The organism is Streptomyces sp. V3I8, from assembly GCF_030817535.1.
Taxonomy (GTDB): domain Bacteria; phylum Actinomycetota; class Actinomycetes; order Streptomycetales; family Streptomycetaceae; genus Streptomyces.
In genome coordinates, this window is the sequence record NZ_JAUSZL010000002.1 from 7984563 (window position 1) to 8008082 (window position 23520).

A 23520-nucleotide genomic window follows, 5' to 3' on the forward strand; every position below is an offset into this window, starting at 1 on the left:
CCATGACACACCACGCGCCCCCGGTCCCCGACCCCGCTGTGTCGCAGCCTCTCCCGCAGCCGGGCCGGCCGCCCGGCACCACCCGTCCGCCCTCGGCCGGCCGCCTCGTCGGCATCGACCTCGCCCGGGGCCTGGCAGTCCTCGGTATGTACGCCGCCCACGTCGGCCCCGAACCGGCGATCGGCGGACCGCCGGGCTTCCTCGCCGAACTGGCCCGCGGCCGGTCCTCCGCACTGTTCGCGCTGCTCGCCGGGTTCTCCCTCATCCTCATCACCGGCCGCCCGCAGCCGTACACCGGCCGGCCCGGGCGGCAGGCCGCGGGCCGCGTCGTCGTCCGCGCGCTGATCCTGATCGCCGCCGGCTATGCGCTGACCGCCCTGGACACCGACGTCGACGTCATCCTCTCCTTCTACGGGCTGCTCTTCCTGTTCCTCGTGCCGCTCTGCCGGTTGCGGGCCCGCACCCTGGCCCTGCTGGCGGCCGCCGGCGCCCTGGTCATGCCGGTGATCCTCTACGCGATCCGGCAGACCCTCCACGACGGCGACTGGGGCGACGCGGTCGTCGCCGCGGATCCCCTCGCGCGCCTGACCGGCACCGACGGCCTGCTGGAGCTGTTGTTCACCGGCGAGTACCCGGTGCTCACCTGGATGCCGTTCATGCTGGCCGGGATGGCGCTCGCCCGCCTCGATCCGGCCCGGGCCCGCGTCCGTACCCGGCTGGCATGGACCGGCGGCGTCCTGACCGTGCTCGGCTACGGAGGCTCCTGGCTGGCCCTGCACTTCGTCCCGGACGCCCGCGCCACCATCGCGGCCGCCACCGACGGCGACGGCGCGGCCTGCGCCTGGTGGTCGGACACCGTCGGCCACCTCGACGACGACACCCCCGCCGCCTGGCTGCTGGTCGGCGCACCCCACAGCCAGACCACCTTCTCCATCCTGGGCGGTACCGGTGTCGCACTGCTCGTGGTGGCCGCCTGCGTCACCGCCGCCGCCCGGATGCCGCGTCTCACGCGATCGGCCCGGCCCCTCGCCGCCGTCGGCACGGTCGCGCTGTCCGCCTACGTCGCCCACATCCTCGCCATCCACCTGGTCGGCATGGAGGAGGAGACCGGCCCGGCCCTGATCGCGCTGGCCGTGTTCAGCGGGGTCGCCATGCTGGTGGCCACCCTCTGGACGCGGTACCTGCGCCGCGGTCCGCTGGAGTACCTGCTGCACAGCGCCACCCGCATCACCCGCCACATCAAGTGACACCCGCCCGGGACGGTTCCGGTCCAGGCCTGCGGTCGGAGTCGGCGGTGCGACCACGCCGCCCCTTCGGGCGACCTCCCTCAGGGCCCGCCACCGTGAGCCGATCTTCGTTCGCGAGTCCGGCGATCCCGGCGAGCGCGTCCCGGCCGGCCTTGAGCGGGCTGACCCGAAGGCGCCGTCACGATCGCGTTCAGCGCGGTCCGGTCGTCCCGCCGCTTCCGCCTCCCCGCGGGGAGGCGGGCAGCGGGGGAAGAGGCTGCCTAGGGCAGTTCCGGCAGGTCCTCCGCGTACAGCAGGGTGAGGTCGTCCGTGCTCGGCTCGGTGAGCTGGGCGACCCGCCCCGCGTGCCGCTCCACCATCGCCTCGAAGGTCTGCCGCGCGGTACGGCCGTTGCCGAACGCGGGCCCCTTCGGGACGGCCGTGAAGTACTTCACCAGCGCCTCGGGCGTGCCCGGCGCCAGCCGGTACTCGTGCTCGTCCGCCTGCTGCTCCACGATCCGCAGCAGCTCCTCGGAGCCGTAGTCGTGGAAGGTGATGGTCCGTGAGAAACGGGACGCCACCCCGGGGTTGACCGACAGGAAGCGCTCCATCTCGGCCGTGTAGCCCGCGACGATCACGACGACCGCCTCCCGGTGGTCCTCCATGAGCTTCACCAGCGTGTCGATCGCCTCACGGCCGAAGTCGCGCCCCGAGTCCTCCGGCGACAGCGCGTAGGCCTCGTCGATGAACAGGACGCCGCCGCGCGCCTTGTCGAACGCCTCCTGCGTACGGATCGCCGTGGAACCGATGTGCTCGCCGACCAGGTCGACGCGGGACACCTCGACGAGGTGCCCCTTCTCCAGGACGCCGAGCGAGGCCAGGATCTCGCCGTACAGGCGGGCGACCGTCGTCTTGCCGGTGCCGGGGGAGCCAGTGAAGACGAGGTGGCGCCGGGCGGAGGCCGCCTTCAGGCCCGCCTCCTGGCGGCGGCGGCCCACCTCGATCATGTCGGTGAGCGCCCGCACCTCGCGCTTGACGCCCTCCAGGCCCACCAGCAGGTCCAGTTCGCTGAGCACCGCCTCCGAGCTGCGCGTGGGCTGCTCCGGCACGGACACGCCGGCCGGCGGCTCCGGCTCGCCGGCGCGCGGACCCGGGATCGTCCCGAGCAGACCGGAGGACCCGCCCGCGGTCTGTACGGCGGGCTCCGGGGCCGGGGTCCGCGCGTGGGCGCTCTCGTCGCTCGTGCAGTCCTCGACGAGGGGACCCGTGCCGGACGCCTGGTCGCCACCGGCGTCGGCGAACTCGTAACCCCCGCGCGCGCACCGCTCCGTACGGCACTTCTTCAGCGTCGCCCGGCAGCCGTCGATCACATGGAAGCCGTAACCGCCGCTGCCCGTCACCCGGCAGCCGTGGAAGCTGCCGCGGCCGCCCGCCGACACGTAGAAACCCGCCTCCGCGGGCGAGGTGACGGTGCACCGCTCGATGGTGGGGTCGGCGCCCTTGGTGACGATCACACCCGTCTGCGTGCCGTCGACCGTGCAGCCCGAGAGCGTCCCGCCGCTGCCGTGGTCGCGGAACCAGGCACCCGTCGCGGCGTCCCGGATCCGGCAGTCGTCCAGCTGCGCGGTGGCGCCGTCGCTCACCGACACCGCCGTGTTGCGGACCTGCGAGATGTCGCTGTCGACGACGTCCGCGCGCGAGCCGCGGTCGAGCACGAACAGGGCGTCCGGCACGTCGTGCACCCGGCAGGACTCCAGGACGACCGTCGCGCCGTCGCTGACCCACACCGCGGGGTAGTCGCCCGTGCTGTCGTGGATCTCGCACTGGTTGGCGTCCACCCGGGTGCCGGGGTCCCACACCGACAGGCCGTTGCGCCCGAACTGCCGCACGGTGGAGCGGGTCATGGTGAGGATCGAGCGGGACCGCAGGTCGACCGCGTTCTCCGGGATGTCGTGGATGCGGCAGTCGGCGAGCGTCAGCACCGCGTCCGTGTCGAGCGTGACGCCGTCCGACGTCGTACGGTGCACGTCGCAGTCGGTGAGGTGCGCCGTGGCCCGCGCGGAGACCTGTACGCCGCTGCCCCTGACCTCGTACACCTCGCAGCCCACCGCTTCCAGGGCGGACTGCTCGCCGGTCACCGACAGGCCCGCGCCCGCCGTGTGGTGCACCCGGCAGCGCTCCAGGCGCGGATGGGCCCCGCCGCGCACCGAGATGCCCGACTGTCCGGCGGCCACGACCTCGCACTCCTCGAAGACCCCGCCCCCGCCGTCGAGCACGGAGATGCCGACGCCCGCCGGATTGTCCACCGTGCACCGCCGCACCGTCGGCCGGGCCCCGCCGCGCACCTCTATGCCGGCCGCGGACCGGGTGACGATCCGGATGTCCATGAGCTCCGGCGTGCCCTCCTCGACGAGCAGCGCGGGGGCGGCCGAGTCCTGGCCCTCCACGAGCAGGTCCTGGACCACCGCGGAGGCGCGCACGGTCAGCGGCACCCCGTCGACGGGCGCGATGCGCACGGAACCGGCCGAACCCTCGGGACCGCGCAGCGTCACCGCACGCTCGATCACGAGGTTCTCCCGGTAGGTGCCGGGAGCGATGGTGAGCACGTCACCGTCGGCCGCGGCCTCCAGGGCGGCGGCGAGCGATACGTACTCACCTGTGCGACGCCGCCACCGCGACGTGCCGGTGTGCGTCACCTGGACCGTGCCCTGTGCCATGGCGCTGCTGTGCCCCCACCTCGTCGTACGCGGGTCCTGAGAAGCCGTGTTCCCGGTACGGGGCCGTCAACTCGGCTCGCGGGGAACGTGAAACAGCCTCTCATGACGGTGCCGAAGACCTCGGCCGGTCCACCGTAGCGTGCGCGGGCCCGCGTGGTTGACCGGAGCGGGGAAGGCCGTCAGCTGCCCGTGCCCGTCCTGCCCCAGTCCGGCCCCACCCGTGACCAGGCCCGGTCCCAGCGGTCGTACCTGCGCCGCACCATGTGCCGGACCAGCAGGCGCCGGGAGCCCTCGACGACGCCCGCGCAGGCGACGGCCGTGCCGAAGCCGGCCAGGACGGCGTGCGTCGCCGCGGTCGCGGTGTCCAGCGGCCGGCCCACCACGTGACCGCGCCCGTCCGTCCACACCGTGAAGCGGTCGCCGGGGCGCGGGGATTCGAGGGCCGCGACGACCGTGCCGCGACGGGTCGAGCCGTCCGGTCCCGTCCAGTGGGCGAGCACCCGGCTGTGGGAGTCCCGCCCGGTGGCCGTCTCGGGGTCGGGGTCGAGCGGGGTGGGGTCCGCCGTATGGACGACGGTCGCGGTCACCGGGTGGCGGTTCACGCGCTGTTCCCGCACGGACCGCTGGAGGGCGTCCCCGGCGAGTCCGCCGGCCAGGACACCCACCAGGGGCGCGGCGACGAGGATCAGCAGGAGCGCCCCCAGCGCCACCCACGCCTCGACCAGGTCCGTCGTACGCCGGAGCGGGTTGTGCCGCCAGCGCCGGAGCCCCCTGATGGTCCGCACCACTGCGCACCCCCTTCCGCGTCCGTGATAACCCCCTCGGGAGTCGTTCACGCGCGGCACCGGCCGGGAGAGAGCGAAATCACCTCTCCCGCCGGTCTCCCATGAACTTCTCGCACAGGCTCAACGGCCGTACCCGGTGGCGGTGTTCCCGGGCGGCGGACCTGTTCGGGTCCGAGGAGTTCGGGGCGTCGGGAAGTACGGACCGCGCGACGGCGGCCGGACGGTCGCCGGACCGGGCGTCCGCCGCGGAGGTCCTCCCGCCGAATTCCTCAGTAACCCCGGTACTGCTGGTTGTTGTACGGGTCCTGGTACGGCGCCTGGGCCGGACGGGGAGCCGCCTGCGCGGGACGCGGAGCCGCGGGGCGCATCGCCTCGTAGCCCGTGCCGCCGGTCATCGGGCGCTGCGGCTGGGGAGCCTGCTGGCCCGGGTAGCCGCGCGGCGCGCCGCCCTGCTGCGGGATGTACGGCGCGGCGGCCTGCTGCAGCGGAGCGGGCTGCTGGGCCTGGGGGTAGCCGTACTGGGCGGCCTGTGGAGAGGGGGCGGCGGCCAGCGCGGGCAGGGCCGACGGCAGGGCCGGCAGGTTGCTGCCCGCGGTGTCGTAGGCCGCGGGGACCCGGATCGGGGCGATCTGCGGGGTGCCCCGCTCGGCCACGAGGGAGTCGTAGATCGGGGTGTCCGGGAAGGAGGCGGAGTAGTAACCGCCGCCATAGGTGGAGCGGGGGGAGGTCATGACACATAAGTTAAGCCCACGATGTGCTGGTTGGGGAGACCGATAAGAGGGTTGTTTTCCGTGCCGGCAGTGACGCGGAACCCCCAATGCGAGCGAATTTGGCGAAAAAGGGCAGCGGGCGGTGCAAGGATCGTGTAAAAGCCGAGTTCCGGGCGGGTTACCCGCGGGTCGGCCGGTGATCCCACCGGCGTGGTCATGGGCGTTCGCCGCCCGGGGGATTAGGTTTGGCGCGGAACGACCGAATGTGACGAGGCGCGGTCTTCGCGGAGACACCCGAGGGGGGCGGACATGTCAATGTCTAAAGGTTCGAACGTTCCGGTGCCGACGACCGGACTGCGCGTCGAACTGGGCTGGCGGGCCGGTCCCGGCGTGCCCGACGCGGACGCCTCGGCGCTGCTGCTGGCGTCCGGGAAGGTCCGCTCGGACGCGGACTTCGTGTTCTACAACCAGCCGTCGCACTCCTCCGGCGCGGTGCGCCACGAGGGCAAGCGCACCGCCGGCGGCCAGGTGAACGACACCCTGTTCGTCGACCTCGCGCGCGTGGAGTCCGCGATTGAGAGGGTGGTGCTCGCCGCCTCCTCGGACGGCGGCACGTTCGGGCAGGTCCCCGGGCTCTACATCCGGATCCTCGACGACCGGCAGGGCACGGAGATCGCGCGCTTCGACAGCGAGGGCGCGAGTGTCGAGACGGCGTTCGTGCTCGGCGAGCTCTACCGCAGACAGGGCGCGTGGAAGTTCCGCGCCGTCGGACAGGGGTACGGCAGCGGACTCGAGGGCCTCGCCACGGACTTCGGGATCACGGTCGACGAGCCCCGGCAGGCGGCGCCGCCCGTCCCCGCGGCCCCCGCCCCGCCCGCGGCCCCCGCCCCGGCCCCCACGGCCCCGCCGGTCACGGCCTCCCGGCCGACGACGCCCCCGGCCCCGCCCGCCCCGCCCGCCGCTCCCGTACGGCTGACCAAGGTCACGCTCACCAAGGACGCGCCGTCCGTCTCGCTGACCAAGCAGGGCGGCACCTCCGGCGTGATGCGTGTGAACCTCAACTGGACGGTGCGCAAACAGTTCTCGGGCTGGCAGGCCAAGCTGGGCCGGGCCATCGCCATGCACGCGGACCTCGACCTCGACCTGTGCGCCCTCTACGAGCTCTCCGACGGCAGCAAGGGCGTCGTCCAGGCCCTCGGCAACGCCTTCGGAGCGCTGCACCAGCCGCCGTTCATCCACCTCGACGGCGACGACCGCACCGGCGCGACGACGAGCGGCGAGAACCTCAGCGTCAACCTCGACCACCTCCAGTACTTCCGGCGCATCCTCGTCTTCGTCACCATCTACGAAGGGGCGCGTTCCTTCGCCGACCTCGACGCCACGGTCACCCTCCAGCCGCTGCACGGCGCGGCCGTGGACTTCTCGCTCGGCGAGTGCACCGTGCCCTCGACCGTGTGCGCACTCGCCCTCATCACCAACACCGGCAACGACCTCGTCGTCCAGCGCGAGGCGCGCTTCCTCGTCCCGGACCGCGGGGTGAGCCCGCAGCGCACCGTGGACTACGCCTACGGGTGGGGCATGAACTGGACCCCCGGCAGGAAGTGAGCCGTCCCGGCACGTGTCCCGGAAGGGCTCACGGCTGCTCCGGAGCCGCGTCGGGGCGGGCATAGGTGCGGCCCTTCCAGGCCGCGCCGCGCCCCCGGTGGTGCTGCACCGCGGAGTCCACCGTCATGAAGAGGTACAGCAGGGCGGTGACCGGCAGCAGCGGGGCGAGCCGGAGCGGCTGCCGGTAGTAGCGCAGCATCGGCAGGTACGTCGCCGTCATCGTCAGCCACGCCAGCCCGCCGGCCGCCGCCGCCGTGCGGCCGCCCGTCGCGAGCCCCGCGACGAGGGCCACCGGGGGCACCAGGTACACCACGGCGAGACCGGCCACGGTGCCGGCCAGCACCAGCGGGTTGTGCCGCAACTGGGTGTACGCGCTGCGCGAGACCATCCGCCACAGGTCGTGCAGCCGCGGATAGGGACGCACACTGTCGACACGGTCGGCGAGTCCGAGCCAGATGCGCCCCCCGGACCCCTTCACGGCCCGCGCCACCGCCACGTCGTCGATGACGGCCTGCCGGACGGCGTCCGGGATGCGGGCCCGCTCGGCGGCGGCCGTCCGCAGCAGGACGCAGCCGCCCGCCGCGGCGGCCGTCCGCGACCCCTTCGCGGCGATCCACCGGAACGGATACAACTGCGCGAAGAAGTAGACGAACGCCGGCACCACCAGCCGCTCCCAGACGCTCTCCACCCGCAGGCGGGCCATCTGCGAGACGAGGTCGTACTCCCCGGTGACGGCCGCGGCCACCAACTCCCTCAGGCTGTCCGGTTCGTGGGCGATGTCCGCGTCGGTGAGCAGCAGGTACCCGGGTTCACGCGCGCGTGCCAGACCGATGCCGTGACGCACGGCCCACAGCTTGCCGGTCCAGCCCGGAGGCGGCTCTCCGGGCGAACCGACGGTCAGCGGCAGCCCGCCGTACCGCCGGCCCAGCTCGCGGGCCAGCTCCCCGGTACCGTCCGAACTGCCGTCGTCGACGAGGAAGACCTCGGCCCGCCCCGGATAGTCCTGCGCGAGGAGCGACGGCAGGCTGTCGGGCAGGACGGCGGCCTCGTCGCGGGCCGGCACGACGACACACACCGACGGCCAGGTGTCCGGATCCCGGCGCGGCGGCAGCCGGACGTCCGTGCGCCAGAAGAAGCCCTGGCCCAGAAGCAGCCACAGCCAGGCGGTCAGTGATCCGACAGCGGTCCATGCGAGGGCGCTCATCCTCCGCAGTCTTCCCCACCGCGGCGGCCCGCCGGGGCCCATCGACTATGGTGACCGGGTGAAGATCGCGCTCATGGACTCCGGAATCGGACTGCTCGCCGCGGCCACCGCGGTTCGTCGGCTGCGACCCGACGCGGAGCTCGTTCTCTCCTCGGACCCCGGCAGCATGCCGTGGGGGCCCCGCACCCCGCAGGACGTGACCGCACGCGCCCTCGCCGTCGCCGAGGCGGCCGCCGCGCACCGGCCCGACGCGCTGATCGTGGCCTGCAACACCGCTTCCGTGCACGCGCTGCCCGCGCTGCGCGCCCGGCTGGAGCCCGGGGTGCCCGTCGTCGGCACGGTCCCGGCGATCAAGCCGGCCGCGGCGGGCGGCGGGCCCGTCGCGATCTGGGCCACGCCCGCGACCACCGGCAGTCCCTACCAGCGCGGGCTCATCCGTGAGTTCGCCGGTGGGGTCGCCGTCACCGAGGTGCCCTGCCCGGGCCTCGCGGACGCCGTCGAGCACGCCGACGAAGCGGCCGTCGACGCGGCGATCGCCGCGGCCGCGGCCCGCACCCCCGAGGACGTGCGGGCCGTCGTCCTGGGCTGCACCCATTACGAACTGGTCGCCGAGCGCATCCGCGCGGCCGTGCAGCGGCCCGGCGCCGCGCCGCTCGTCCTGCACGGCTCCGCGGGCGCCGTGGCCGCCCAGGCACTGCGCCGCGCCGGTGGGGCACCCGCCTGCGACGCTTCCGGTGTCTCGGGCCCGGGCGCCGTCACGGTGCTGCTCGGCGGACGCGAGGGCGTACTGCCCGCGACCGCGCTGACGTACGACGAGGGCAGACTCCTCCAGGCGGTCAGTCCCGCGCGCTGAACACCGGCCCCTCGGCACGAGCCCCGCGTCCGGGAGGACCCGGCGCGGGCCCGCCGCAGGACAGTGACCCTCCGCGACCGGGTGCCCGCTCTGCGGAACGTGAGTACGCTCGTGGGCATGACGGACCACCCCCACGGCGAACAGGGCGCTGCCGACGCCCCGCACACCGAGGTCTGGCACGGCCGCGCGTCCAACCGCATGCAGTGGCTGCTCGCGAGCATCGGAGCCGCCTGCCTGGCGCTGGGCATCGAGCTGGCCGTCGACTCGGCATGGACGTCGGGCGTCGCCCCGCTCGCCATGTCCGTGGTCGGCTGCATCGCCGCAGGGCTCCTGGTGCTCTTCGGCACGCTCGCGTTCGTCCACGTCGCGGTGAAGGTCGACAAGGAGTGCCTGGAGGTGCGCTGCGGCCACATGGGCCTCCCGCGCCGCCGCATCCCGCTGTCGCACATCACGGGCGCCGACTTCGCCCCCCGGGTCACCCCCCGCCAGTGGGGCGGCTGGGGTTACCGCTGGCGTCCCGAGCAGGGCACGGCGGTGGTCGTCCGGCGCGGCGAGGGCCTGGTCCTCCTCCTGGGCGACGGCCACACGTTCACGATCACGGTGGACAACGCGGAGGCGGCCGTACGGGTGATCCGCGACCGCCTGCGTGCCGCTGCCACGGGCCACGTCCGCTGACATCCGGCCCCGCGGCCCGGCCTGGACGGGGCGCGCCGCCGGGCCCGCGCCGCGGACGGCGCTGTCGCGGGTCCGGCCGGCGGCATCGCGAGGCGCTCTTCTCCCGGGACCGGGACCGGGGGCGGCTCGACGAGATGTGCGCCCCGGTGCCGTCCCGGCAGGACGCGGAGACGCCGTCGGCCCCACCACCCGACAGACCCTGCCCGGCCGCGCCACGGGGCACCGTTCTGCCGACGGCCGGCCCCGAACCCCACCTGGCCGACCCCCGCCCCGGGGCACCTGTCAGGGGCCGCCCGGTCTCCCCGGTGGTTCCGGTGCGGCCGGGCGGGCCGTGGCCAGGCCCGCCAGCAGGCCCGCGCCCGCCGTGACCGTGGTGAAGCTCAGCGCGTTGCCGACCGCGGCGATCGCGGCCAGGGCCGCCAGCGCGGCGCCGGCCGTCAGGACGACCGGGGTGGGGCGCGGTGACCTCCACAGCGCGTACAGGACCCAGCAGAACACCGCGGCCAGCAGCGCGACGCCCAGGACACCCTGTTCGGCGGCCTGCTGGAGCGGCGCCGAATGGGGTTTGCCGTCCGGTGGCAGCGCCTGGGTGGCGGTCGGGCTCAGTTCGGCGAAGCGGCCGGGCCCGACGCCGAGCCCCGGCTCCCGGGCGGCCATGTCCAGCGCGTCGTGCCACAGCAGCACCCGGTGCCGGGTGAGCTGCCCTTCCAGGGACGTGGCCAGACCGTCCGGCAGCACGTCCTCGGCGATCGCCCAGGTCGCCCCGGTGACCAGGACCACCGCGAGTGCGAGACCGCCGAGCCCCACGGCCCTGCGGCGTATACGGTCCGCGGCGAGTGAGCAGAGCAGCACCCCCAGACAGGCCACGAAGCCCGACGTCGATCCCAGGACGGCCGCGGTCGCCGCCGTGCCGGCGGCCAGCAGGCGCAGCGCGAGCCGCAGTCCCGGCGGCCCGGCCGCCCAGGCCGCGCAGCACGCGGCCCCCGCGCAGAGGGTGAGCAGCGCGGCGGTCGCCCCGGTCTGCCCGAGCGGCGAGGTCGCCTGGCTGCCCGGATCGATGTGCGGGGCCGCCACGACCAGCCCGAGCCCCGCCAGCGCGCCCGCGCCGGGCGCGGCCACCGGCAGGAGTTCGCCGCAGATCCGTCCCGAGGCGTACCCGGCCGCGACGGCGAGCACGGCGAGCAGCACCCCTTCGGGCCGGCCGCCGTGCGCCGCGGCGGTGATCAGGGACCAGGCGGCGCAGGCGCCGAGCGCCACGACCCCCGCCGCGTCCGACGCACTGCGTCTGTCGTGTGCCGACGCCGGACCGGCCGGCGAAGTCATCCCCGTGGACCCCACCCCGACGCCCCCCGACCTGTGACGGGCCCCGACCACCCGGCCGGAAACGGCCTGTACGTCGAAGGCTCCGGCACACCGTAACGGGTGATGCGCCGCTTTGTGGACGAGTTGCGCAGAAACGATGCGGCAAGTGAGGGGCGAGCCCCCGTACAGCGCCTGTACGGCGCTCGTACAGGGCCCGTCCACGGTCGGTCGGCGCCCGTTCGGACGCCGGAGGCCGCGCTGTCGGCGCCCCGGTCACGCGCCGTAGACTCCCGGAGTGACCGTCACAGCGACCTCCGTAGACGAGCCGGAACAGCTCGAACCGCAGACCCGGCCCGTCCCGCGCGTGGTCGGCCTGGCGCGACGACTCCTGCCGGCCGCCGCCGCGGCACTCTCCGGAGTGCTGCTGTACGTCAGTTTTCCGCCACGCACCCTGTGGTGGCTGGCGCTGCCGGCCTTCGCGGTCCTCGGCTGGTGCCTGCGCGGCCGCACCTGGAAGGCGGCCCTCGGTCTGGGCTACCTCTTCGGCCTCGGCTTCCTGCTGCCGCTGCTCGTGTGGACCGGCGTGGAGGTCGGCCCCGGGCCCTGGCTGGCGCTCGTGATCATCGAAGCGGTGTACGTCGCCCTCGTCGGCGCGGGCATCGCGGCCGTGTCGAAGCTGCCCGGCCGGCCCCTCTGGGCGGCCGCCCTGTGGACCGCCGGAGAGGCGGCACGCGCGCGCGTGCCCTTCGGCGGCTTCCCCTGGGGCAAGATCGCCTTCGGCCAGGCGGACGGCGTCTTCCTGCCGCTCGCGGCGGTCGGCGGCACCCCCGTCCTCGGGTTCGCCGTCGTCCTGTGCGGCTTCGGCCTGTACGAAACCGTCCGGCAGGTCGTCGAGGCGCGGCGCACGAGTGCCGTGCGCCGCGGGGCCGCCGCCGTGGCACTGCTCAGCCTCGTCCTCCCCGTGGCCGGCGCCTTCGCCGCACGCCTGCTGGTCAGCGACCGTGCCGAGGACGGCACCGCGACCGTCGCCGTCATCCAGGGCAACGTGCCGCGCGCGGGCCTCGACTTCAACTCCCAGCGCCGCGCCGTCCTCGACCACCACGCGCGGGAGACCGAGCGTCTCGCCGCGCGGGTCGAGGCGGGCAAGGCCGCCCGGCCGGACTTCGTGCTGTGGCCGGAGAACTCCTCCGACATCGACCCGTTCCGCAACTCCGACGCCTACGCAGTCATCGACAAGGCGGCCAAGGCGATCGGCGCGCCCGTCTCGGTCGGCGCCGTCGTGCAGAGGGACGGCAAGCTCTACAACGAGCAGATCCTCTGGGACCCGGTGAAGGGCCCCGGCGCCACCTACGACAAGCGGCAGGTCCAGCCGTTCGGCGAGTACCTTCCGATGCGCTCGCTCATCGGCGCCGTCAACGGGAACTGGACGTCCATGGTCAGCCAGGACTTCAGCCGAGGCGACAAGCCGGGCGTGTTCACCATGGCGGGCACCGAGGTCGGCCTCGCGACCTGCTACGAGGCCGCCTTCGACTGGGCCGTGCGCGACACCGTCACGAACGGCGCGCAGATCATCTCCGTACCGAGCAACAACGCCACGTTCGACCGCAGCGAGATGACCTACCAGCAGCTCGCCATGTCCCGTGTCCGCGCCGTCGAGCACAGCCGTACCGTGACCGTCCCGGTGACCAGCGGTGTCAGTGCCGTGATCATGCCGGACGGGAGGATCACCCAGCGGACCGGCATGTTCGTGGCGGACTCGCTCGTCCAGAAGGTGCCGCTGCGCTCCTCCGAGACCCCGGCCACGCGCCTCGGGATCGCGCCCGAGATGCTGCTGGTCCTGGTCGCGGCGGGCGGGCTCGCGTGGGCGGTGTCGTCGGGCGTGCGCCGAACGCGGTGAGACGAAGGAATTCGGCCCCTTAGGGTCGGTCCATGGCTACTCCTGACTTCATCCGTACGATCCGGGCCACCGCAGGCCGCCAGCTCCTCTGGCTGCCCGGAGTCACCGCCGTCGTCTTCGACGACGAGGGCAGAGTCCTGCTGGGACGCCGCGTCGACACCGGCAAGTGGGCGGTCGTCGCCGGAATGTCGGAGCCGGGCGAACAGCCCGCCGCCTGCGCCGTCCGGGAGGTGTACGAGGAGACGGGCGTCCGGTGCGTCGCCGAACGCGTCGTGCTCGTACAGGCCCTGAAGCCGATCACGTATCCGAACGGCGACGTCTGCCAGTTCATGGACATCACCATCCGGTGCCGGGCCGTCGGCGGCGAGGCCCGCGTCAACGACGACGAGTCGCTCGAGGTCGCCTGGTTCGACGTGGACGCGTTGCCGGAGCTGAACGAACACGGGCTCTTCCGGATCAAGCAGGCGCTGTCCGACGAGCCCACGTGGTTCGACCCCGCGACCTGAGGGCGAACTGCGGTGATGACCACATGCCGGGCCGGGCCGGCCGGGCGCGCGTCCGCCGGCGCGTACGGGCAGCCGGTGCGGCCGGCCCGCGCGGACGGTCCGGCCCCCGGCCGGATCGCGGCCCTGGCCCGTCCGCGCACGCCGTCAGGCCAGCGTCGCGTAGACGATGAGGTTGTTCACCGGGTGCCCCTGGGCGTCGAAATCGCCGTCGCAGGTGACCAGGCGCAGTGCGCGTTCGCCGGTGGGGCCGTAGACCTTCTCGGTCGGGAAGGAGCTCTTGCTGACGCTCTCGGTGCCCGTGACGGTGAAGCGCGCCGAAGCTCCCCGGCTGTCGGTGACGGTGATGTCCGCACCTTTGGTGATCTTCCCGAGGTCGTGGAAGACGGCCTTGCCGAAGCGGGTGTCGTTGTGGCCGATGATGACGGCGGGACCGACCTCTCCGGGCACGGAACCCCCGACGTACCAGCCGGCGGTCATCCCCTTCTCGGCCGGGGGGACCTCGACGGTCCGGTCCGCGTTGAGGCCGAGTTCCATCAGTGGGCCGGTGATCCCGACGGAGGGGATGGCGACCTCGGTGGGAACAGCCGGCCGCTCGGCGCCGGCAGCGCCTGGCGCCAGGGAACCGGCGGCGGCGGGGGAGTCCGCGGCGGCCGGAGCGGCCGTGCCGGGGGTGGACGAGCAGCCGGTGAGCACGGTGAGGACCGCGGTGACGGCAAGGGCGAGGCGGGCGAGGACCGGCAGGCCGGCCGGACGCCGTACCGGATGCGGACGAGGTGCAGAGGACACAGCGGACTCCGGAGCAGAACCGCGTACCGGACGGATACGCGGAGGCGGGTGGACGCACGAGGTGGCACCGCCCGGTGAGGGGCGGCGCCACCGTCGTGCCGGGTCGGACGCCGTACTGGATCAGCCGTCGTGCCGTGCGGCGGAGCGGCGACGCAGTACGTAGGTGCCGGCGCCCGCGAGCAGCAGGGCGCCGGCGGCCGAACCGGCGAGGGTGGTGACACCGGTGTCATCGGCCGGGGCCTCGCCCGCCGCGACACCGCCCCTCGGCAGATCCTTGCCGGCCGCGGCCTTCCTGGCTTCCAGCTCCTTCGTCCTCTTGTCGGCCGCGGCCTTCTCCTTGGCCGTGGGCCCGTCGTCCGACGCGGACGCGGTCTGCGTGGGGGTCCGGTCGTCGGCGACGGCCGCGGACGCCGGGACGAGCATCGCGCCGGCCGCGACGGCGGTCAGTACGGCGAGACGCAGGGTGTGATGGCGGGACATGAACACTCCAGTTCCGGCCCGGACTTGGTGGTACCTGGGGGCCGAACCGCACCAGGTTCCGGGCACGGCCCAAGACTGGCGGCCACGTGTGAAGAACCTGTCAGAGCGCCATGGTCATCGCATCATGGTCGGGCGGCGGTCTCCCCGGGCTCCGCCCGCTCGGCACCCCGGTCCGGCGCGGCCGGCAGGCGCAGGGTGAAGACCGAGCCCCGTCCCTCCGTGCTCACCACGCTCGCCGTACCACCGTGGGCCTCGGCGAGTTTGAGGACGATCGCCAGGCCGAGGCCGCTGCCGCCGGTGCTCCGGTTACGGGACTTCTCCGCCCGCCAGAAGCGGTCGAAGACGTGCGGGACGTCGTCCTGCGGTATGCCGCTGCCGGTGTCGGAGACTTCCACGGCCACCTCGTCCCCGGACCCGTTGGCGTACGAGCGCAGCGTGACCCGGCCGCCGGGCGGTGTGTGGCGTACCGCGTTGGAGAGCAGATTGCTGACGGCCTGGCGCAGCCGTACGGGATCGGCGTCGAGCGGCGGCGGAACAGGTGCGCCGGGCGCCGCCGCGCAGACCGTCAGCGTGACGCCCGCGGTCTCGGCCAGCCCCTGGTGGGCCGCGGCGACCTGGCCGAGCAGGTCGTCGACGCGGACCGGCTCCAGGTGCAGGCGCAGCGCGCCCGCGTCGGCGGCCCCCAGGTCCTGGAGATCGTCGATGATGTGCTGGAGCTGCACCGCCTCCTCGTGGAGCGAGGACACGAACGCCGGGTCCGGCTCCGCCAGACCGTCCTGCGCCGCCTCCAGCCAGCCGCGGATGTTGCTCAGCGGGGTACGCAGCTCATGGGCGACATCGCTGACCATCGCCTTGCGCTGCTCCTCGAGCCTGGCCCGGTGCGCGGCCATGTCGTTGAAGGCCGCCGCCAGCCGTCCGATCTCGTTGTCCGAGCCGACCGGTACGGGCGCCGGGCCCAGGCCGTCCCGCATCCGCTGGGCGGCGCCGGTGAGCGCGTGCAGCGGGCGTACGAGCCTGGCTCCGGCGATCACGGAGGCGCCGACGGTGAGGGCGAGGACCAGGGCCGCGGCGCCGGCGATACGCGTGGTGTTGGCCGGTGAGAGATCGAAACCGGGCACGCTGACGGCATCGGGGCTGTCGATGAACAGCAGCGCGGGGGCCGCGACATAGGACGTGAGCTGTTCGCGGCGGGCGCTGTCGACGCAGGAGGCTGTCGCCCGGTCATGCTTGCTGCTGCGCTCCGTGGGCAGGCGGCCGGCGCCGGCGCCGATCTTCTCCCTGGTCGCCCGGTCCTGTGCCACCTTCTCCTGGACGGCCCGCTGCTCGGCCGCCCGCTTCTCGTCGGTGGTGCCGCCCTCGGTCACGGGAAGCGCGGACAGGTCGTCGGTGCCCGAGCCGTCCGCCCCGTAGCCTCGGTCCCAGGACAGGTCCAGGTTCAGTTTCACGCCGGTGAGGCCCTGCCGTTTCAGACAGGCGTCGGCCAGTTGATCGAGTGCGCGCAGGGCCTTCCTCTCGGTCGCGGTGGGACCGGCCGAGGAGGTCGTCAGACACCTCAGTTCCAGGGAGCGGTCGGTCTCGCTGCTCACGTACTGGACACGGGGCCGTCCGCTCGGGCTCTGGACGACGTCCGCGGCGACGCCCGCCGCAGCGAGGCACTTCACGCTCGCGGTGGTGGCCTTGCGCAGGATCTCGCGTTCCCCGGCCGGCAGCAGGAACGGTCCGACCGCGCGTGGATCGACGCGATCCGTACCTGCGGAGGCGGCACCGGGCGCCAGCACGGTGTCGACGGACAGCGGGTCGACGACCGCCGAAGCCTGCCGTGGCAGCGGGGCGGAGGGCGCGCTGCCGGAGGCGCTCCTCGCGCCGTCGGTGGAGTCGGAGAGCGGCCGGCGGTCCTGGGTGGTCAGTACGATCCGGCGCTCGGACGTGCGGGCCAGCCGGCGCACGGTGTCGTCGACGTCCACCCAGTCGGGGTGGGTGGCCGCGTACCCCCGGAGGGTGTTGTAGATCTCCGCGTCGGCGATGAGGTTCTGTCCCTGCTCCTGGCGGATCGCGCCGGAGGTCGTCTGCACGGCGAGCCAGGCGGTGGCGGCGACCGAACACGACGCCACCAGCGCCGACACGGTCAGCAGCCGGCCGAGCAGGCTCTTGCGCAGAGGCAGCCTGGTCCGCTCGTCACGGCGTCGCACGATGTGCCTTCTTCGCGGGGTCGGTGAGTTTGTAGCCGACACCGAAGACGGTGAGCAGCCGGGTCGGGCGTCGCGGGGCGTGCTCGATCTTCTTGCGCAGATTCATGACGTGCACGTCGACGGTGCGGCCGCTGATGTACTTGTCGAAGCCGTGCAGCTCCTCCAGGAGCCGCTGTCTGGTGAAGACCCGGTCGGGTTCGGCCGCCATCGCGGTGAGGATGCGGAACTCGCCGGGCGTGCACTCGACCGGCATCCCCCCGACCAGCACCTCGTGCCGGGCCGTGTCGATCCGGAGGGTGCCCACCGACAGCGTCCCGTCCTCGACGGCGGCATCGGCGGTGGCGGCGGGTGCGGGGCCGGGCGAGGGCAGGGGCCCGGCACCGGCGGAGCCCCGGTTGCGGCGCAGCAGCGTACGGACCCGGGCCATCAGCTCACGCGGGCTGAACGGCTTGGTCATGTAGTCGTCGGCGCCGAGATCCAGGCCGAGCAGCAGATCGTCCTCAGTGCTGCGGGCCGTGAGCATCAGCACCGGCACCTCCCGGCACTCGGCACGCAGGATCCTGACCACGTCCAGGCCGTCGGCCCGGGGCATCATCACATCGAGAACGAGCAGATCGGGCTCCCGGTGGCGCACCCTGTCGAGTGCCGTACGGCCGTCCCCGACGACCGTGACCGAGTGCCCCTCGTGCTCCAGGTATCGGCGCACCAACTCCGCCTGTTTCGCGTCGTCCTCGGCAACCATGATGTTTGCGCACACGCCGCAGATGGTAGCGAGTGCGGCGCCCGGGGCGGGGGCCGATCCCCGGCAGGGCCGTGGCGCGGACGCGCGGCCTCCTGTCCGGCGGAGCCCCGGTACGAGATATCTTGATGTCGAGCAATGTTGCAGACGTGGAGCGGAGCACCCGGTGACTGACTCGACCATCATCTATACGCACACTGACGAGGCCCCGGCCCTGGCGACCTATTCGTTCTTGCCGGTGGTCCAGGCGTACGCGTCGCAGGCCGGTGTCACTGTGGAAACCCGTGACATCTCGCTGGCCGGACGCATCATCGCCCTCTTCCCCGAGTACCTGGAGGAGGGGCAGCGCATCCCCGACGCGCTCGCCGAGCTGGGCGAGCTGGCCAAGACGCCCGGCGCCAACATCATCAAGCTGCCGAACATCTCGGCCTCGATCCCGCAGCTGAAGGCCGCGGTCGCCGAGCTGCAGTCGCAGGGCTACGCACTGCCGGCCTACCCGGACGACCCGAAGACCGACGAGGAGCGCGACATCCGCGCCCGCTACGACAAGGTCAAGGGCAGCGCCGTGAACCCGGTGCTGCGCGAGGGCAACTCCGACCGCCGCGCCCCCGCCTCGGTCAAGAACTACGCCAAGGCCCACCCGCACCGCATGGGCGCCTGGACCGCGGAGTCGAGGACGAACGTCGCGACCATGGGCGTCGACGACTTCCGGTCCACCGAGAAGTCCACGGTGATCTCCGAGGCCGGCTCCCTGCGCATCGAGCTGACCGGCGACGACGGCTCGACCACCGTGCTGCGTGAGTCCGTACCCGTCCTCGCGGGCGAGGTCGTCGACGCCTCCGTCATGCACGTCGCCGCGCTGCGCGAGTTCCTCACGGCGCAGATCGCCAAGGCCAAGGCCGACGGTGTGCTGTTCTCCGTGCACCTCAAGGCCACGATGATGAAGGTCTCCGACCCGATCATCTTCGGCCACGTGGTGCGCGCCTTCTTCCCGAAGACGTTCGCGCAGTACGGCGAGACCCTCGCGAGCGCCGGTCTGACCCCCAACGACGGCCTCGGCGGCATCTACAAGGGCCTCGAGTCCCTGCCGGAGGGCGCCGCGATCAAGGCGTCCTTCGACGCCGAGCTCGCCGAGGGCCCGCAGCTGGCGATGGTCGACTCCGACAAGGGCATCACCAACCTGCACGTCCCGTCCGACGTCATCGTCGACGCGTCCATGCCCGCGATGATCCGCACCTCCGGTCACATGTGGGGCCCGGACGGCCAGGAGGCCGACACCCTCGCGGTCCTCCCGGACAGCAGCTACTCCGGCGTCTACCAGGTCGTCCTCGACGACTGCCGCGCCAACGGCGCCTTCGACCCGGCGACCATGGGCACGGTCCCGAACGTCGGTCTGATGGCGCAGAAGGCCGAGGAGTACGGCAGCCACGACAAGACCTTCGAGGTCCCCACCACCGGCACGGTCCGCCTCGTCGACCAGGCCGGGAACGTCGTGCTCCAGCAGGCGGTCTCCGCCGGTGACATCTTCCGCGCCTGCCAGACCAAGGACGCCCCGATCAGGGACTGGGTCAAGCTGGCCGTCACCCGCGCCCGCGCCACCGGCGACCCGGCCGTGTTCTGGCTGGACGAGACCCGCGCCCACGACGCGCAGCTCATCGAGAAGGTCAAGGCGTACCTGCCGGAGCACGACACCGAGGGCCTGGACATCAAGATCCTGTCCCCGGTGGAGGCGACCAAGTTCTCCGTGGAGCGCGTGCGCCGCGGCGAGAACGCGATCTCGGTCACCGGCAACGTCCTGCGCGACTACCTGACCGACCTGTTCCCGATCCTGGAGCTGGGCACCAGCGCCAAGATGCTCTCGATCGTCCCGCTGATGAACGGCGGCGGCCTCTTCGAGACGGGCGCCGGCGGCTCCGCCCCGAAGCACGTGCAGCAGCTGGTCAAGGAGAACTACCTGCGCTGGGACAGCCTGGGCGAGTTCCTCGCGCTGGCCTCCAGCTTCGAGCACCTCGCGCAGACCACGGACAACGCGCGCGCCCAGGTCCTCGCCGACACGCTCGACCGCGCGACGGCCACGTTCCTGGAGAACGACAAGTCGCCGAGCCGCCGCCTCGGCGGCATCGACAACCGCGGCAGCCACTTCTACCTCGCCCTGTACTGGGCGCAGGAGCTGGCGGCGCAGACCGACGACGCCGAGCTCGCCAAGGTGATCGCGCCGCTCGCCGGGACGCTCACCGCGCAGGAGGAGACGATCATCGCCGAGCTGAACGCGGTACAGGGTTCTCCGGCGGAGATCGGCGGCTACTACCAGCCCGATCCGGCGAAGGCCGCTGCCGTCATGCGGCCGTCCGCGACGCTCAACGCGGCGCTCGCCACCATCGCCTGAGCCGCCTGAGCTCCGGCGCGCCTCTGGTGGCCCGATGGTCATCCGCGGGCGCGTCGTGGCCGGCCGCGCAGTTCCCGCGCCCCTTCGGGGGCGCGGGTCAGGCATCCGTCAGAGGCGGCCGGAGCCCGTGTAGAGGTCCAGCTCCCCTTCCAGCTCGACGGCCAGGACGGTCGCCTGTTCGTCCAGGTCGTCCGCCGGGGGAGCATCGATCCAGGTCACCCCGGGCACCGTGTCGAGGCCGCCGGTCACGTGGTGCCCGAGTGCGGTCCCCGTGCCGAGGACGGTGACGCGCCGGACCCGGTTGCGCAGACCCCGTACCGAGACGCTGTCGCGCGGGGCGTCGAAGCACACCAGGTAGAGCGTGCGCCGGTCGGCGGACAGGGTGCTGGGCCCGTAGTGGTGCCCGGCGGGCAGCCCGGCGACCGTGTCGTACACCGCCTCGCTGTGCCGGCCGATCCAGGCGCCCAGGCCCTCCATGCGGGCGGTCTGCTCCTCGGGGATCGTCCCGTCCTCGCGCGGGGCGGCGGCCAGCAGCAGGTTGCCACCCATACCGATCGTCTCGGTGAAGTACCGCACCAGCTGCCGCACCGACTTGAAGGCGCGGTCCTGCGGCCGGTGGCTCCAGGAGTCGTTGATCGTGAGGCACAGTTCCCACGGGCCGTCCGGAGCCCGCAGCGGAGTGCCCTGTTCGGGTGTGGCGTAGTCGCCGTGGCCCGGCATGCGGCCGTTGAGGATCGTGGCCGGGTTGCCCGCGAGGACCAGACCGGCGAGCTGGTCCGTCCGCCACTGCTCCTGCGTGCGCTCCCACTCGCCGTCGAACCACAGGACGTCGGGACGGAAGCGCTCGACGAGTTCACCGACCTGGCCGTCGCGGTAGGCGAGATAGCGCGCCCAGGCCGCCGGGTCCTCTTTGCCGGGCTCGGCCTGCGTGTACCCGTTGAGCGGCACGGCGTACGGGCCGGGGTGCCGCTCGCTCGCGTAGTCCGGGTGGTTCCAGTCGGAGTGCGAGTAGTAGAGGCCGACCTTGAGATCACGGGCGCGCAGCGCCTCGACGAATCCGGTGACGAGGTCACGGCCGGCGGGGGTGTCCCGGACCACGTCCAGATTGCGGTGGCCGGTATCCCACAGGGCGACGCCGTCGTGGTGCCGGGTGGTGAGGACCGCGTACCGCGCGCCGACGCGGGCGAACAGCTCGGCCCAGGCGTCCGGGTCGTACCGTGACGCGGTGAAGCCGCCGAGCTGTTCCATGTACTGCCCGTGCGTCATCTCGCCCGTGTAGAAGGACCAGGACTCGGCGGCACCGCCCACCGCGTAGACGCCGTAGTGGATGAAGATGCCCAGCTTGGCACCGGGAAACCAGGGTTGCATCGGCATGCGTCCACGCTAGGCCCGGGTCCCCGTCGCCGGGTGGGCGCCGGTCACCACTACTGGTCCGTTTTCACCCCGGGAGCCGGGAGCCGGGAGCCGGGAGCCGGGAGCGAGCGGGTCGCCGGCCCTGCGGACGACGCGGGCGATCCAGGTCATCGCCTCGGGCACGTCGTAGTTGCCGGCGTGCGGCTGGTTCCAGGCGAGTCGGTAGTCGAGGTCCTTGACCTGCTTGTCGGCGGCGAGCGCCCGGTCGAGGTTGACCGAGACGCTGAACGCGGTGTCCCGGTCCCGGGTGCCGTGGCGGACGTACCAGTTCGGTGCGGTGTCGGCGCCGGTGCCGACGAAGTCCATCGGGTCGATCAGGTGGACCTGGTCGTCGACGGTGGTGGTCTTTTTGGCGGTGTACTGCTTCCAGGTCAGTCCGGTGTCGTCGAGGCCGCTGCCGTCACCGGCGACGTCGTTGTGGTTCCAGCTGTACTCGGTGTAGTTCATGTACTTCTGGGTGGGCGGGCCGAAGAGGTCGGTCTCGGTGCCGCTGGTGGTGTTCCCGTCGACGCCCACGGCGTCGAAGGCGGGGGTCGTCTTGAGCGTGGCCTGGGTGGCGACGAAGACGAGGTACTTCGCCATGTCGACGGAGCGCACCGTGCCGGTGGCGTCGTCGACGTCGATCCAGTCGTTGACGTACGTCCTGGTGGTGGGCGGTGCGCCGGGGCCGCCGGAGGTGATCTCGAAGGTGCCGCCCAGCGGCGGGATCGTGTGGGCGGGGTCGGCCTTCAGGTAGGTCTCGGCGGAGCGGACGACCTCCTTCTTGACGGTGTCGAGCATGGTGGCGGCGGTGAGCGGCGTGCCGTCGGGGTTGCGCAGTCCGAGGCTCTTCTCGTAGGCCGCGAACCGTGCCGCGATCGCGGTGGCGTCCTGGGGCGAGGGATTCGAGCCGGTGCGGTTACGGGTGTCGAGGACGTTGTACAGCCACTCGTAGGCCGCATCCGCGTTGCCGAGGTTGGTGATCGGGCAGTACGCGTTGACGGCGAAGACGTCGTCGCGCAGGGTGCTGCGTCCCTTGGCGTCGATGCCGGCGGCGCCGATCGCGGCGAGGTAGGGGGCGTATTCGGCGCTGTTGCCGGAGGCGCCCAGAATCGACACCAGCGCGCCGCCGCCGCTGGTGCCGTTGATGACGATCCGCTCCGCACTGCCGGGCATGGCCGCGTCGTTGAGGCGCAGGTAGCGCACGGCGGCCTTGGCGTCGACCACCGCGGCGGGGGCCTTGCCGGCGGCCGTCCCGTTGGCGCCGACCAGTCCGCGGCTGCGGTTGGCCACGTCGGCGAAGACGTACCCCGCCTTCAGCGCGGCGCCGACGTTGCTGGTCGAGCTGTTGTAGGAGGTGCCGGCGGTGACGCTCGCCCGTATGTAACTGGCCTTCCAGCCGCTGTTGTTCACCGCGAAGTAGACCGGTGCCCGCTGGTCGTCGAAGGCGCTCTCGGGCACGAACACATTCATGCTCTGGTAGCCGCAGGCGGTATTGGGGATCGTGGTGCTGCCGCCGCCGGGACCGCCGGGCTGCTGCGCCGCCGCGGCGACGGGCTCGGCTGCGTAGCAGATCTCCTTGTACCAGCGGACGTCCATCGGCCGCCCGTCCACGGTGACGGTGATCGTCGTGTAGGCGGCGGAGTCGAAGTCCAGCGCGGCGTCCTGGGGGTCCGCGGCCCGGCCACGGCTCAGCGAGGGGGCCGCGCCGGACGCGGTGGCCGCGACGGAGGCCGGCACCGCGACGGCCGTGAGGACGAGGGAACTCGCGAAGGCCATCCCCCGCAGGAGGTGTGTGCGGGTCACGGTGCGTACCGACCGTGGACCGGTCGGACGGATGAGTGCGCCGCGTCCGGCAGACGCAGAGAATCTGGGCATGGGTCTCCCCTCGAAGGGCGTCGAGTTACTTCGCGCAAGGACCCCGGAGGCGGGGCGTGACGCACGCTACAAGATTGTTAACAATATGCACAGCAATATTGCAGACATTTAAGTCCGGTGCGGCCGGGCCCGTCCCGTACGGCATTCCGCTCGTTCCGTGACCGTTCGGTGCCGGGTGTGCGGAAGCCGC

The 23520-nt window shown here is 73.0% G+C and carries 18 protein-coding genes; 7 read left to right on the plus strand and 11 right to left on the minus strand.

The window, feature by feature from the left end:
- Positions 1-2: 2 nt before the first annotated feature.
- A complete protein-coding gene (locus QFZ75_RS35295; RefSeq protein ID WP_373465990.1) occupies positions 3-1247 on the plus strand; it encodes a DUF418 domain-containing protein in 1245 nt (414 codons plus the stop codon).
- Between the two features lie 260 nt (positions 1248-1507).
- Here QFZ75_RS35295 and QFZ75_RS35300 read toward each other — a convergent pair whose 3' ends face one another.
- From QFZ75_RS35300 to QFZ75_RS35310, 3 genes are all read right to left on the minus strand, one after another.
- Entirely contained in the window at positions 1508-3943 is a 2436-nt protein-coding gene (locus tag QFZ75_RS35300) for a right-handed parallel beta-helix repeat-containing protein (protein WP_307543488.1), read from the minus strand.
- Positions 3944-4122: 179 nt separating this feature from the next.
- Positions 4123-4728, minus strand: a complete 606-nt coding sequence (locus QFZ75_RS35305) for a hypothetical protein (RefSeq protein ID WP_307543489.1) — start codon at positions 4726-4728, stop codon at positions 4123-4125.
- A gap of 269 nt (positions 4729-4997) precedes the next feature.
- Complete coding sequence (locus tag QFZ75_RS35310) at positions 4998-5459, minus strand: DUF6643 family protein (RefSeq protein WP_307543491.1); 462 nt, start codon at positions 5457-5459, stop codon at positions 4998-5000.
- A gap of 288 nt (positions 5460-5747) precedes the next feature.
- On the opposite strand from QFZ75_RS35310, the gene QFZ75_RS35315 reads away from it, so the two are divergent.
- Positions 5748-7043, plus strand: a complete 1296-nt coding sequence (locus QFZ75_RS35315) for a TerD family protein (RefSeq protein WP_307543493.1) — start codon at positions 5748-5750, stop codon at positions 7041-7043.
- Between the two features lie 28 nt (positions 7044-7071).
- Here QFZ75_RS35315 and QFZ75_RS35320 read toward each other — a convergent pair whose 3' ends face one another.
- Entirely contained in the window at positions 7072-8247 is a 1176-nt protein-coding gene (locus QFZ75_RS35320; protein WP_307543495.1) for a glycosyltransferase, read from the minus strand.
- 58 nt (positions 8248-8305) lie between these two features.
- Between QFZ75_RS35320 and QFZ75_RS35325 the strand changes: the two genes are divergently transcribed.
- Positions 8306-9100 carry a glutamate racemase gene (locus tag QFZ75_RS35325; protein ID WP_307543497.1) on the plus strand — a complete coding sequence of 265 codons (795 nt, stop codon included), beginning with the start codon at positions 8306-8308 and terminating at the stop codon, positions 9098-9100.
- Between the two features lie 117 nt (positions 9101-9217).
- A complete protein-coding gene (locus tag QFZ75_RS35330; protein ID WP_307543499.1) occupies positions 9218-9775 on the plus strand; it encodes a hypothetical protein in 558 nt (185 codons plus the stop codon).
- Between the two features lie 282 nt (positions 9776-10057).
- Here QFZ75_RS35330 and QFZ75_RS35335 read toward each other — a convergent pair whose 3' ends face one another.
- Positions 10058-11098, minus strand: coding sequence for an O-antigen ligase (locus tag QFZ75_RS35335; protein ID WP_307543501.1), 1041 nt, complete (start codon positions 11096-11098; stop codon positions 10058-10060).
- Positions 11099-11372: 274 nt separating this feature from the next.
- On the opposite strand from QFZ75_RS35335, the gene lnt reads away from it, so the two are divergent.
- Both lnt and QFZ75_RS35345 read left to right on the plus strand, forming a co-directional pair.
- A complete protein-coding gene (lnt, locus tag QFZ75_RS35340; protein WP_307543503.1) occupies positions 11373-12974 on the plus strand; it encodes an apolipoprotein N-acyltransferase in 1602 nt (533 codons plus the stop codon).
- Between the two features lie 32 nt (positions 12975-13006).
- Positions 13007-13480: an NUDIX domain-containing protein gene (locus QFZ75_RS35345; protein ID WP_307543505.1), complete on the plus strand. Its 474-nt coding sequence runs from the start codon at positions 13007-13009 to the stop codon at positions 13478-13480.
- A gap of 144 nt (positions 13481-13624) precedes the next feature.
- Here QFZ75_RS35345 and QFZ75_RS35350 read toward each other — a convergent pair whose 3' ends face one another.
- From QFZ75_RS35350 to QFZ75_RS35365, 4 genes are all read right to left on the minus strand, one after another.
- A complete protein-coding gene (locus QFZ75_RS35350) occupies positions 13625-14266 on the minus strand; it encodes a class F sortase (protein WP_307543506.1) in 642 nt (213 codons plus the stop codon).
- A 120-nt stretch (positions 14267-14386) separates the two neighbouring features.
- Positions 14387-14746, minus strand: coding sequence for a hypothetical protein (locus tag QFZ75_RS35355; protein WP_307543507.1), 360 nt, complete (start codon positions 14744-14746; stop codon positions 14387-14389).
- Positions 14747-14868: 122 nt separating this feature from the next.
- Positions 14869-16935: a cell wall metabolism sensor histidine kinase WalK gene (locus QFZ75_RS35360; protein WP_307543509.1), complete on the minus strand. Its 2067-nt coding sequence runs from the start codon at positions 16933-16935 to the stop codon at positions 14869-14871.
- Positions 16922-17677, minus strand: a complete 756-nt coding sequence (locus tag QFZ75_RS35365; RefSeq protein ID WP_307545011.1) for a response regulator transcription factor — start codon at positions 17675-17677, stop codon at positions 16922-16924. The genes QFZ75_RS35360 and QFZ75_RS35365 overlap by 14 nt, the downstream gene beginning before the upstream one ends.
- A 163-nt stretch (positions 17678-17840) precedes the next feature.
- On the opposite strand from QFZ75_RS35365, the gene QFZ75_RS35370 reads away from it, so the two are divergent.
- Positions 17841-20060, plus strand: coding sequence for an NADP-dependent isocitrate dehydrogenase (locus QFZ75_RS35370; protein WP_307543510.1), 2220 nt, complete (start codon positions 17841-17843; stop codon positions 20058-20060).
- A gap of 108 nt (positions 20061-20168) precedes the next feature.
- On the opposite strand, the gene QFZ75_RS35375 is transcribed toward QFZ75_RS35370, so the two are convergent.
- Complete coding sequence (locus QFZ75_RS35375; RefSeq protein ID WP_307543511.1) at positions 20169-21434, minus strand: alpha-L-fucosidase; 1266 nt, start codon at positions 21432-21434, stop codon at positions 20169-20171.
- Between the two features lie 9 nt (positions 21435-21443).
- The gene (locus QFZ75_RS35380) at positions 21444-23258 is read right to left on the minus strand and encodes a subtype B tannase (RefSeq protein WP_307543512.1); all 1815 of its coding nucleotides are present in this window, start codon (positions 23256-23258) and stop codon (positions 21444-21446) included.
- Between the last annotated feature and the right edge of the window lie 262 nt (positions 23259-23520).